Source organism: Kosakonia sp. S57 (assembly GCF_016516575.1).
Taxonomy (GTDB): Bacteria; Pseudomonadota; Gammaproteobacteria; order Enterobacterales; family Enterobacteriaceae; genus Kosakonia; species Kosakonia cowanii.
The window spans coordinates 1-12,429 of the sequence record NZ_JACVUL010000005.1; the positions used below are offsets into that span (position 1 = coordinate 1).

The following is a 12,429-nucleotide window of genomic DNA, read 5'->3' on the forward strand; positions in this document are numbered from 1 at the left end:
TCGCCTCTGTCCGCCATCCATGGCGTCCAGACCTTGTCATTCCCGCTTCGGCTCGCCGATTTCAGCGGGGACACAACCCCTCGCTGTAAGATGGGCGTCCACTGAAAAATTGTTGCTGCTGAAACCGCGTAGGCCGGATAAGCGTTTACGCGCCATCCGGCATTATGTTCGCGGCATCGATTGCCTGATGGCGGCTTCGCCTTATCAGGCCTACGAAATGACAAAACCTACCTCAACACATAGTGCATCAGCACATAATCCCCTTGCGGGGAGACGCCTTTGGCCTCAACGCGCCAGCCGTGGCGCTGATAAAAGTCGAGCGCTGTTTTATTGCGCAGCAAACACTTTAGCGCGCCGGTGCTGCTAAAGGTACTCTGCACATGCTCAAGCAGCGCGCTGCCCACGCCTTTTCCCTGAAACGCAGGGTCGATAAACAAATTATGCAGGAAGTTATCGTTCTCCAGGACCGATGCGAACCCCATCCGGTGCCCGTCCTCTTCCGCCACCCAGATCACCTCGCCCAGCGTCGCGGAGTCAAAATCTTCCAGAGCCCAGTCGCGGCTATCCAGCCAGGTCCAGGCTTCTTTACGGGCATGCAGATACAGGGTACGCAGAAACGGCCTGTCACTCTCCTGCCAGCGGCGGATAATCACAGGCGCTCCCGGTTAACGATGATAGAAAATGTCGCCATTGTAGGCTTTGAGGATTTTGCCGTCGGCATCGGTGATCAACACGTAGTTGCCGCCCATGTAGGTCCAGTGGCTACCGGCATCCGGCGCGGGAAGGTTACGTAACTTCCACTGCTTAATGTTGTAATCGTCGCTGCGGTACATCTCCGGCACCGTGTCGCCAATGGTGAATTTGGTAAAGTCGGCAACAAACTCTTTCACTTCAAATGACTGTGTGCCGCTTGCAGGCGGCGTCGCGGGCGGCGTTTCAGCATAGGTTACTGAAGCCGTCGCCAGCAGCGCACCCAGAAGCAACATTTTTGTTTTACGCATACTCTCTCCAGGTTGTTCTTATACATTTCACGTAGTTGCATAAATAGCACGACATCATTGCCGTTTACAGACAGCGGAGCAACCAGCAAAAAATAACGCTTTGGTAAAAAGTGTAAGCAAACCCAGGAAAAAGCAGTGCGGGCGGAGAAACAATTTCGCTCTCCGCCCGGCAGGTTTGGGAGTAATCCTGGCAGGATCAGCCCGCAAACCCCTCCAGCACGATTTTGCCCACCGCGCGCTGGCTCTCAAGCAGCGCATGGGCCTTACGCAGGTTAGCCGCGGTGATCGCACCGCCGTGCTCGCCCAGCGTGGTTTTCAGCACGCCGCTGTCGATCAACTCCGCAACCCGCGTCAGCAACTGATGCTGGGCAATCATATCGTCAGTGGTGAACATCGAGCGGGTAAACATAAACTCCCAGTGCAGCGACAGGCTCTTCGCTTTCAGCGGCATTGCATCCAGGCTGTCGGGATCGTCAATCAGCGCCAGTTTGCCCTGCGGTTTAAGGGCGTTAATCAGCTGCTGATAGTGATCCTGCGTATTGGTCAGGCTGGCGACGTGCGTCACCTCTTTGATGCCGATCCGCGCCAGCTCTTCGGTCAGCGGCTTGCTGTGGTCAATCACATGGTGCGCGCCGCGATCTTTCACCCACTGCTGGCTGGCAGGGCGCGATGCGGTGCCGATCACCGTCATGCGGGTAAGCTGGCGCGCCAGCTGCGTCAGAATCGAACCGACACCGCCCGCTGCGCCGACAATCAGCAGCACATCACCGTCGTTGCCACTTTCTTTTACGCCGAGGCGGTCAAACAGCAGCTCCCAGGCGGTAATGGCTGTCAGGGGCAGGGCGGCGGCAGAGGCGTTATCAAGGGAAGCGGGTTTACGCGCCACAATGCGCTCATCAACCAGCTGATATTCGCTGTTGCTCCCCGGGCGGGTTAGTGCCCCGGCGTACCACACTTCATCGCCCGGCTGAAACAGGGTGACCGACTCGCCGACCTCTTTCACTACGCCCACGGCGTCCCAGCCGAGCACGCGCGGCGTATCGGCATTAAAACCGGCGCGCACTTTGGTATCCACCGGGTTCACGGAGATGGCTTTCACTTCCACCAGCAGATCGTGTCCGCTGGCTTGCGGTTGCGGCAGGTCAATATCGGTGAGGGCATCAAGGTTGCTGCCGCCAGCGGCGGCGCGGGTAATGGCGATGGCTTTCATAACAGGCTCCGTTTTGTTGGGTTTTCATCACTACCGCTAAGGGTAGACAACGTTGCTTTGATGAAAAACCAGCAAAATGGAGCAGCACTTATCGTTCTCGAGTGAAAATGCAGTGCCGGATGGCGGTTACGCCTTCTCCGGCCTGCAAGTTACAAATCGTGGTTGGGCACCGGGATATCGGCGCTGACGCGCTGATCCTGCTCGTCAAAGATCATGCAGTGGCGGCTGTCGAAGGCGAGGGCGATCTTCTGCCACGGGCGGAAATGCACATCCCCCGGCAGCAGGATTTTAATATTGTCGTGACCGTAGCACTGACCAAACAGATAGGTGTTGTTGCCCAGCCGCTCTACCACTTCGCACTGAAACTCAAGGGGCACGCCGCCCGTCATCTCTGTTGCGAGGTGCTCCGGGCGAATACCGAGCGTAATGGCCGCGCCCACCTCCAGCGGTGAAGTGGTGATGCCGAGCGTCAGCTGGTGGCCCTGAGCAAGGGTAATAGTGACTTCACCAGGCTGCCACTGGCTTACCGTTGCTGGGAGGAAGTTCATCTTTGGCGAGCCGATAAAACCGGCGACAAACTTGTTTTTCGGGTTGTAGTAGAGCGACATCGGTGAGCCCATCTGCTCAACGTTGCCGTAATTCATCACTACGATTTTGTCCGCCAGCGTCATCGCCTCAACCTGGTCATGGGTAACATAGACCATGGTGGTTTTCAGCTCCTGATGCAGGCGGGCGATATGCAGGCGCATCTCGACGCGCAGTTCTGCATCGAGGTTAGAAAGAGGTTCATCGAACATAAAGACGCGCGGGTTACGCACAATCGCGCGGCCGATGGCGACGCGCTGGCGCTGGCCACCGGAGAGCTGCTTCGGTTTGCGATCCAGCAGGTGGCTTAATTGCAGGGTCTTCGCCACCATCTCCACCTGGCGGCGGATCTCCTCTTTCGGCACTTTGTTCACTTTCAGGCCGTAGCCCATGTTCTCCGCCACAGTCATATGGGGGTAGAGCGCATAGGACTGGAACACCATCGAGACACCGCGATGGGCGGGCGCAACATCGTTCATCACTTCATCGCCAATCAGCACTTCGCCTTCACTCACCTCTTCCAGCCCGGCAATCATGCGCAGCATGGTGGATTTCCCGCAGCCGGAGGGGCCGACAAACACCGCAAACTCGCCGTCATCAATCGACAGATTGACATTGTTCAGCGTCACCGTGTCGCCAAACCGTTTGGTGACATTTCTCAGTCGTATATTGGACATCAACGTTCCCCGAATGTAATAGCCGTTACTGGCCGTTTGTCAGCTGTTTTGTTTTACGTATAACAATCAGGAGACAGTGCTGCTCAACGGCGAAAAATCATGGTCTGACTATAACTTCCACGGATTTAGCGCCCTATACTCAATTTTCATTTCTGTAACATTGGTCACATAACGCAACGTTTATTCTCGTTTTATCAGTGCGTAAAGCGTAGCGTATAACAAATCCGATAAGGCGAGTGAATACGTCTTAAGCCCTGCAATATCAGGTGGTTTGCCAGAGCAGTGACCTGATGATGCGCCATAAAAACCATGAAATTGTTATACCTTGACATGAGGTTGATAATGAAAAAGAAGACCCTTACCGCACTGATTTTGACAACGCTTGCCGCCGGGCAGCTTGTCGGCTTGCAGGCGCATGCCGCCGCCCAGCAACTCAATGTCTGGGAAGACATCAAAAAATCTTCCGGCATCCAGGATGCGGTGCGCGATTTTGAGCAGAAATATAACGTCAAAGTTAACGTGCAGGAGATGCCCTACGCCCAGCAGCTGGAGAAACTCCGCCTCGATGGCCCGGCGGGCATCGGCCCGGATGTGTTGGTGATCCCCAATGATCAGTTGGGCGGCGCGGTTGTGCAAGGCCTGCTGACCCCCCTGAATCTGGACAAAGAAAAGGTTGACGCCTTTACGCCTGCCTCCATCAACGCCTTCCGCCTCGACAACACCCTGTATGGCGTGCCGAAAGCGGTAGAGACGCTGGTGCTGATCTACAACAAAGATCTTATCGACAAGCCGCTGCAAAGCCTGCCGGAGTGGCTCGACTACTCGAAAAAACAGCGCGCGCAGAACAAATATGGCCTGCTGGCGAAGTTCGATCAGATTTACTACAGCTGGGGCGCGATTGGCCCGATGGGCGGCTATCTGTTCGGTAAAAACGACAAAGGCGGCTATAACCCACAAGATATCGGCCTCAATAAACCCGGCGCGGTGGAAGCCGTTACCTTCCTGAAAAACTTCTATGCCGAGGGGGTATTCCCGTCGGGGATCCTCGGCGATAACGGCCTCAACGCCATCGATTCGCTGTTTACCGAGAAAAAAGCGGCGGCGGTGATTAACGGCCCGTGGGCGTTCCAGCCCTATGAAGCTGCCGGCATTAACTACGGCGTTGCGCCGCTGCCGAACCTGCCGGATGGCAAACCGATGAGCTCCTTCCTCGGCGTGAAAGGGTATGTCGTCTCGACCTGGAGCAAAGACAAAGCGCTGGCGCAGCAATTTATCGAATTTATCAACCAGCCGCAGTACGTGAAGACGCGCTATATCGCCACGCGCGAAATTCCGGCGCAGAAAGCGATGATTGATGATCCAGTGATCAAAAACGACGAGAAGGCGAGTGCCGTCGCGGTGCAGGCCGCCCGCGCAACCGCGATGCCGGGCATTCCGGAGATGGGTGAAGTGTGGGGCCCGGCAAACGCCGCGCTGGAGCTGAGCCTGACCGGTAAACAGGCTCCGCAGGCAGCGCTGGATGCCGCTGCTAAGCAGATCCAGATGCAGGTCGAAGCGATGCAGGCCAGTAACCAGTAACCGCGTGTTGGTACAGAGACGGGAGGGGGACCTCCCGTTGTCGAAAAGGAGTCGTACGTGATTATCAGTCCCAGCGAACATTTTGCCAAAGCGCCCGGCGCAGGGCGTCACGCGTGGTGCGGGCTGCTGTTGGCCATCGTGCCGGGCTTTGGCCAGTTCTACCATCGCCAGTGGCTGAAAGGCCTTATCTTTCTTGTGCTGCTGGCGAGTTTTACCGGCATCTTCTCTGATTTTTTGCGCGAAGGGCTGTGGGGGTTATACACCCTTGGCGAAGAGGTGCCGCGCGACAACTCCATCTTCCTGCTGGCAGAAGGGATCATCAGCGTGCTGATTATCGCCTTTGGCCTGATGGTGTGGGGACTCTCAATGCGCGACGCGTGGCTGAATGGTAAAAAACGCGACGCCGGTAAGCCGCTTAACAGCGTGCGCAAACAGTACCAGATGCTGCTCAGCGACGGCTTTCCCTACCTGATGATCAGCCCGGGCTTTATCCTGCTGGTGTTCGTGGTGATTTTCCCGATCCTCTTCGGCTTCGCCATCGCCTTTACCAACTACAACCTCTACCACACGCCGCCCGCTAAACTGGTCGACTGGGTCGGGTTAAAGAACTTCATCAATATTTTTACCCTGTCGATCTGGCGCTCAACCTTCTTTGATGTGCTGCAATGGACGGTGGTGTGGACGCTGCTGGCGACCACCTTGCAGTGCAGCGTCGGCGTGCTGCTGGCGATCCTCGTGAACCAGAAAGATCTGCGCTTTAAGCCGCTGATACGCATAATTTTTATCCTGCCGTGGGCGGTGCCGGGCTTTGTCACTATTCTGGTTTTCGCCGGGATGTTTAACGACTCCTTTGGCGTCATTAACAATGCGATCCTCGCCTTCTTCGGCATCGACCCGAAACCGTGGCTGACGGATCCCTTCTGGACCAAAACCGCGCTGATCATGATGCAAACCTGGCTCGGTTTCCCGTTTGTCTTTGCCATGACTACCGGCGTATTGCAGGCGATTCCCGACGATTTGTATGAAGCGGCGAAGATGGATGGCGCGGGCACCTTTACCCGGCTGCGCACTATTACGCTGCCGCTGGTGCTCTACTCGATTGCGCCGATCATCATCACGCAATACACCTTCAACTTTAACAACTTCAACATCATCTACCTGTTTAACAACGGCGGACCGGCGGTGGCTGGCGCGAACGCGGGCGGTACCGACATTCTGGTGTCGTGGATCTATAAGCTGACGATGTCCTCATCGCAGTACGCCATCGCGGCCACCATCACCATCCTGCTGTCGATTTTTGTTGTCGGCCTGGCGTTGTGGCAGTTCCGCGCCACCAAATCGTTCAAAAACGACGACATGGCATAAGGGAATAAAATGGCTCAATCACAAAGTATTCGCCGCGAGAAGGTTATTCGCCTGACGCTCTCCTGGCTGGTGATAGCAGCGGTATCGCTGACAATTATCTACCCGCTGGTGTGGACGATTGGCGCGTCGCTGAATGCCGGCAACAGCCTGCTCAGCACCTCGATCATCCCGGAAAATCTCTCGTTCCAGCACTATGCCGATCTCTTTAACGGCCAGGTGAACTACCTCACCTGGTACTGGAACTCGATGAAGATCAGCCTGCTGACGATGATCCTGACCTTAATCAGCGTCAGCTTTACCGCCTACGCCTTTTCGCGCTTTCGCTTTAAAGGGCGCCAGAACGGGCTGATGCTCTTTTTGCTATTGCAGATGATCCCGCAGTTCTCGGCGCTGATTGCGATTTTCGTTCTCTCGCAGCTGCTCGGGCTTATCAACAGCCATATGGCGCTGGTGCTGATCTACGTTGCCGGGATGATCCCAATGAACACCTATCTGATGAAGGGCTACCTGGATGCCATTCCGCGCGATCTTGATGAGTCCGCGCGCATGGATGGTGCCAGCAATTTCCGCATCTTTATTGAGATTATCCTGCCGCTGTCGAAACCGATTATCGCCGTAGTGGCGCTCTTCTCCTTCACCGGCCCGCTGGGGGATTTCATCCTCTCAAGCACCATTTTGCGCACGCCGGATAAATACACGCTGCCGATTGGGCTCTATAACCTGGTGGCGCAAAAAATGGGTGCCAGCTACACCACTTACGCCGCGGGTGCGGTGCTGATTGCGGTGCCGGTGGCGATCCTCTACCTGGCGTTACAAAAATACTTCGTCTCCGGCCTCACCTCCGGCAGTACAAAAGGATAAGCATATGAAAAGACTGACTCCCGCTCTGCTGGCGGTATGCCTCGCTGCCAGTTTTTCTGCCAGCGCAGTGACCACGCGCCCGTTTACCCAAATGCCCGCCGACTTTATTAAAGGGGCGGATATCTCCACGCTGCTCGATGCGGAAAAGCACGGGGCGAAATTCTATAACGACAAAAACCAGCCGCAGGATGCGCTGGCTATCCTGAAAGCCAACGGCGTCAACTATGTGCGCCTGCGGCTGTGGGTCGACCCGAAAGATGCGCAGGGAAATGCCTACGGCGGCGGCGATAACGATCTCGCCACCACCCTTGCGCTGGCGAAGCGGGCAAAAGCGCAGGGCATGAAGCTGCTGATCGATCTGCACTACAGCGATTTCTGGACCGATCCGGGCAAGCAGTTCAAGCCCAAAGCCTGGGAGAAGCTCGATTATCCGCAGCTGAAAAGCCGTGTGCATGACTACACCCGCGACACGATTGCGCAGTTTAAGCAGGCGGGCGTGCTGCCGGATATGGTGCAGATTGGCAATGAAATCAACGGCGGTATGCTCTGGCCGGAGGGCAAAAGCTGGGGGCAGGGCGGCGGCGAGTTTGACCGGCTGGCCGGGCTGCTCACGGCCGGAATCGATGGGGTCAAAGAGAACCTGAATAACGGCGAGCAGGTGAAGATCATGCTGCACCTCGCCGAAGGTACCAAAAATGACACCTTCCGCTGGTGGTTTGATGAGATAACCAAACGCAACGTACCTTTCGATGTGATTGGCCTGTCGATGTACACCTACTGGAACGGGCCAATCAGCGCCCTGCAGGCCAACATGGATGACATCAGCAAGCGCTACAACAAAGATGTCATCGTCGTCGAAGCGGCCTATGCCTATACGCTGGCCAACTGCGATAACGCTGAGAACAGCTTCCAGGCGAAAGAGGAGAAAGCGGGCGGCTACCCGGCGACGGTGCAGGGGCAGTATGACTATGTGCACGATTTAATGCAGTCGGTCATTAATGTGCAGGGCCAGCGCGGCAAGGGCATTTTCTACTGGGAACCGACCTGGATTGCCGTGCCGGGCAACGGCTGGGCCACGCCCGCCGGTATGAAATATATCAATGACCACTGGAAAGAGGGCAATGCGCGAGAAAACCAGGCGCTGTTTGATTGCCAGGGAAAAGTGCTGCCGTCGGTGAAAGTCTTTAATTAATTATCGTGTTGTAAATTTCAGGAATGAATAATGAATAAATTTGCGCCTTTAAGCCCGAAGGTCGTCTCGCTATTGCATGGCGCGGACTATAACCCGGAGCAGTGGGAAAACTATCCCGGTATTATCGATAGCGATATTGCCATGATGCAGCAGGCAAAATGTAATGTTATGTCGGTCGGAATATTTAGCTGGTCGAAACTCGAGCCGCAGGAGGGGGTATTTAATTTCGCCTGGCTCGATGAAGTCATAGAAAAATTATATGCCGCCGGTATCCATATATTTCTCGCCACGCCGAGCGGTGCGCGTCCGGCGTGGATGTCGCAAAAATACCCGCAAGTGCTGCGCGTCGGGCGCGATCGCGTGCCCGCGCTGCATGGCGGTCGCCACAACCACTGCATGAGCTCGCCGGTCTACCGTGAAAAGACGCTGAAGATCAACACACTGCTGGCGGAGCGTTACGGGCAGCATCCGGCGGTGCTCGGCTGGCACATCTCCAACGAGTATGGCGGCGAGTGCCACTGCGATTTATGCCAGCAGAAGTTCCGCGACTGGCTGAAGGCGCGCTATCAGACGCTGGAGGCGCTGAACCACGCCTGGTGGAGCGACTTCTGGAGCCACACCTACAGCGACTGGTCGCAAATTGAGTCCCCTGCGCCGCAGGGCGAAGTCTCCATTCATGGCCTGAATCTCGACTGGCGGCGTTTTAACACCGCGCAGGTAACCGATTTCTGCCGCCATGAAGTTGCCCCGCTGAAGGCCGCCAATGCGGCGCTGCCGGTGACCACCAACTTTATGGAGTACTTCTACGACTACGACTACTGGCAGCTTGCCGAGGCGATCGACTTTATCTCCTGGGACAGCTACCCGATGTGGCACCGCGATAAAGATGAAACCCAGCTTGCCTGCTACACCGCCATGTATCACGACATGATGCGCACCCTGAAAGGCGGCAAGCCCTTCGTGCTGATGGAGTCGACGCCAAGCGTCACTAACTGGCAGCCGACCAGCAAGCTGAAAAAGCCGGGCATGCACATTCTCTCCTCTTTGCAGGCGGTGGCGCACGGCGCCGATTCGGTGCAGTACTTCCAGTGGCGCAAAAGCCGTGGCTCGGTGGAGAAGTTCCACGGCGCAGTGATTGATCACGTCGGCCATCTTGATACCCGCGTTGGCCGTGAAGTCTCTGCCCTTGGCGAGATGCTCAGCAAGCTGACGCCGGTCATGGGTTGTCGCACCGAGGCGCGGGTGGCGATCATCTTCGACCAGCAGAACCGCTGGGCGCTGGATGATGCGCAGGGGCCGCGCAATAAAGGCATGGAGTATGAGAAGACGGTGAACGAACACTACCGCCCCTTCTGGGAGAAGGGCGTGGCGGTGGATGTGATTAATGCCGATGCCGATCTCAGCCGCTACCATTTAGTTATCGCCCCGATGCTCTATATGGTGCGCGACGGCTTCGCCGAACGCGCCGAGACTTTTGTCGCCAGCGGCGGTCATCTGGTCACGTCCTACTGGAGCGGCGTGGTCAATGAGAGCGATCTCTGCCATCTGGGCGGTTTCCCCGGCCCGCTGCGCAACTTGCTCGGCATCTGGGCAGAGGAGATCGACTGTCTCGACGACCAGGAACGCAACCTGGTGCAGGGGCTGGCGGGCAACGAAGCGGGCTTACAGGGGCCATATCAGGTGCGCCATCTCTGCGAGCTGATTCAGCTTGAGGGCGCGCAGCCGCTGGCAACCTACCGGGATGATTTCTATGCCGGTCGCCCGGCGGTCACGGTCAACGCCTTCGGCAAGGGCAAAGCCTGGCATGTCGCCTCGCGTAACGATCTCGCCTTCCAGCGGGACTTCTTCGCCAATCTCATCGACACGCTGTCGCTGCCGCGTGCGCTTAACGTTGAGCTGCCGCCAGGCGTGGTGGCAACCGCGCGAGAAGATGGTGAACAGGCGTTTGTCTTTATTCAAAACTTCACCGGGCAGCAGCAGAGCATCACGCTGCCGCCGGGTTATCACGACTGTCTGAGCGACGCCGCCGTCAGCGGTGCGCTGGTGCTCAAACCCTGGGATTGCCGCGTCGTTCGCCGCGACGCCTAACCCCACTCTGCGCGCCTGCCCATCCGGGCAGGCGTTTTTTTATCTGCTGATTACGGAGCCCTGCAATGGTAAGCCTTAAATCCTTCCTGCATTACTTCTCTGAGGCCAAACCGGCCACCCCGCTCAGCGACGCTGAGGTGTTGAAAATTGAGCGACTGGCCGCGGCGTTTGGCGGTGAGGCAAATATTGAACAGGTTGATGCCTGTCTGACACGCCTGCGCGTCACGGTAAAAGAGTTAACCCGGGTCGATTCGCAGGCGCTACAGGATGAGGGCGCGCTGGGCGTGATTATTCTCGGCCAACAGGTGCACGCTATTTTTGGCAAGCAATCTGACGCACTGCGTAAATTACTCGATGAGCGTTTCTCTGCTCGTTAGTAATAAAAAAGGGATACCCGAAACGGGTATCCCAAATAAACAATAACGAACGCAGTGGCAATATAAACCTGCAAGGCTCAGAGATAAATAACGATTTTACTAACAGAGTGGGTTAATAAAGGCGAAAAAAATATCGCACTTATTTACCACCAGGCTTCCACCTGCACACCAAAGTTCCAGGTGTTATTTTTGGTGCCATCTTCAAATGCTTTGCCATCTTCAGAGTCATTTAAATAAGAGGCGAAGAGGCGCAGCTCCGGACGCGACATAAAATCGGCACCGTCAGCAAGACCCAGCGCGATAGTGTACTTCTCGCCGCTCTGCTTATAGTTGGTGCCGTTTTTGTAGTTATCCTTCTGGTAAAAGCCGCCCACTTCACCAATCAGACGCACATATTCGGTGAACTGATACTGCGCACGGCCAACCAGCGACACAAGACGGGATTTGTCAGTAAACGCAGTGGTATCTTCGGCCGCGCCGTAGGTCAACACATGGTTAAAGGAGAAGCGGTCGGTGATTGGGATAAGCCCGGTGTTGATCACGCGATAGCCGGTAGCGTCGTTGACATAGTTCCACATGTCGTACCAGCCGCCGCCCTGCGACACCATATTCTGCGCCAGCCCTTTGTTGGCGTACTGCAACACCAGCTTGTTATAGCCGCCGAGCATATCCTGGCTGATTTCACCGGTCAGCATCACGCCATCATCCGCGTCATACAGCCCGCCGTAGGCCTTCTGCTTTTTGGTGGGATTCGGCATGGCGTAATCAATGCCAAACTCCGTCCATGCGCCCGCCCACGGTTTCCAGCCGGCATAGCGCAGGTCCAGATAGTTAATATTGACGTCATTGTCGTTATCAACGCGGTAATCCACGTCATTGGCATCGCCGCGGATCCACGCAAAAGAGACGGCGCCCGGCCCGAAGGTGTAGTTTTCGATCCCCGCACCAGAGCCGGAGATGTTCCAGTATTTGGTATCGATAATATGTAGATCGTGGCGCTGATAGTAGCGTTTACCGCCCCAGATCATCGCGTTGGGATCGTTGGGGATCAGCCCTTTGATCTGCAGGTTCAGCTGGCGTAAGCCGAACTGCGCATCGTCGCCGATGGTGGTTTCGTTATCGTTGGAGCCATCGGACACCATGCTGACCATGCTGTCGAGGTAAAAGCTGACGTCATCTTTTTTGTAGACTTCCGAGCCCAGCTCAAGCTCGCCGTAGGTGTCGGATTCATTGCCCAGACGACCAATCTTATTTTTCTGCCACTCCACCTGGCCGCCATCGCCCGACACGCCCACGCCGCCGCGCAGGTAGCCGTGAAAATCGATGGGTACCGAGGTGGCCGCCATCAGCGAGGTTGAGGTCAGCGCAGCGGCTAACGCAAGAGAGAGTGTGCGTAGTGGAGTCTTCATTGTGTTCCTCTTATTGTTTTGTATTACGTTCACATAATCGCAGTCATAAAATGCTTAATTGTAAAAACAGGCAAACTGAGGATCTA

At 56.2% G+C, this 12,429-nt stretch carries 11 protein-coding genes; 6 read left to right on the forward strand and 5 right to left on the reverse strand.

Annotated features, from left to right (window positions below):
• Positions 1-227: 227 nt before the first annotated feature.
• From IAE48_RS06105 to IAE48_RS06120, 4 genes are all read right to left on the reverse strand, one after another.
• The gene (locus IAE48_RS06105) at positions 228-653 is read right to left on the reverse strand and encodes a GNAT family N-acetyltransferase (protein ID WP_200133806.1); all 426 of its coding nucleotides are present in this window, start codon (positions 651-653) and stop codon (positions 228-230) included.
• A 12-nt stretch (positions 654-665) separates the two neighbouring features.
• Positions 666-1,001: an RcnB family protein gene (locus IAE48_RS06110; protein ID WP_200133807.1), complete on the reverse strand. Its 336-nt coding sequence runs from the start codon at positions 999-1,001 to the stop codon at positions 666-668.
• A 196-nt stretch (positions 1,002-1,197) separates the two neighbouring features.
• Entirely contained in the window at positions 1,198-2,211 is a 1,014-nt protein-coding gene (locus IAE48_RS06115) for a zinc-binding alcohol dehydrogenase family protein (protein ID WP_042715963.1), read from the reverse strand.
• A gap of 149 nt (positions 2,212-2,360) precedes the next feature.
• Positions 2,361-3,473 (reverse strand): ABC transporter ATP-binding protein, encoded by a 1,113-nt coding sequence (locus IAE48_RS06120; protein ID WP_034812046.1) that lies wholly within the window; start codon positions 3,471-3,473, stop codon positions 2,361-2,363.
• Positions 3,474-3,815: 342 nt separating this feature from the next.
• On the opposite strand from IAE48_RS06120, the gene IAE48_RS06125 reads away from it, so the two are divergent.
• The 6 genes from IAE48_RS06125 to IAE48_RS06150 all read left to right on the forward strand — a co-directional run bounded on the left by IAE48_RS06125 (position 3,816) and on the right by IAE48_RS06150 (position 10,934).
• On the forward strand, positions 3,816-5,051 hold the full coding sequence (locus IAE48_RS06125) for an extracellular solute-binding protein (protein WP_200133808.1): 1,236 nt from the start codon (positions 3,816-3,818) through the stop codon (positions 5,049-5,051).
• Positions 5,052-5,108: 57 nt separating this feature from the next.
• Positions 5,109-6,416 carry a carbohydrate ABC transporter permease gene (locus tag IAE48_RS06130; protein ID WP_200133809.1) on the forward strand — a complete coding sequence of 436 codons (1,308 nt, stop codon included), beginning with the start codon at positions 5,109-5,111 and terminating at the stop codon, positions 6,414-6,416.
• Between the two features lie 9 nt (positions 6,417-6,425).
• Positions 6,426-7,277: a sugar ABC transporter permease gene (locus tag IAE48_RS06135; protein WP_042716650.1), complete on the forward strand. Its 852-nt coding sequence runs from the start codon at positions 6,426-6,428 to the stop codon at positions 7,275-7,277.
• 4 nt (positions 7,278-7,281) lie between these two features.
• Positions 7,282-8,469, forward strand: coding sequence for an arabinogalactan endo-beta-1,4-galactanase (locus IAE48_RS06140; RefSeq protein ID WP_200133810.1), 1,188 nt, complete (start codon positions 7,282-7,284; stop codon positions 8,467-8,469).
• A gap of 30 nt (positions 8,470-8,499) precedes the next feature.
• A complete protein-coding gene (locus IAE48_RS06145; RefSeq protein WP_200133811.1) occupies positions 8,500-10,557 on the forward strand; it encodes a beta-galactosidase in 2,058 nt (685 codons plus the stop codon).
• Positions 10,558-10,622: 65 nt separating this feature from the next.
• On the forward strand, positions 10,623-10,934 hold the full coding sequence (locus IAE48_RS06150) for a glucose PTS transporter subunit EIIB (RefSeq protein ID WP_139568212.1): 312 nt from the start codon (positions 10,623-10,625) through the stop codon (positions 10,932-10,934).
• Positions 10,935-11,077: 143 nt separating this feature from the next.
• Here the strand turns inward: IAE48_RS06150 and IAE48_RS06155 are convergent, their stop codons facing one another.
• Positions 11,078-12,343 (reverse strand): maltoporin, encoded by a 1,266-nt coding sequence (locus IAE48_RS06155; protein WP_200133812.1) that lies wholly within the window; start codon positions 12,341-12,343, stop codon positions 11,078-11,080.
• Positions 12,344-12,429 lie beyond the last annotated feature (86 nt).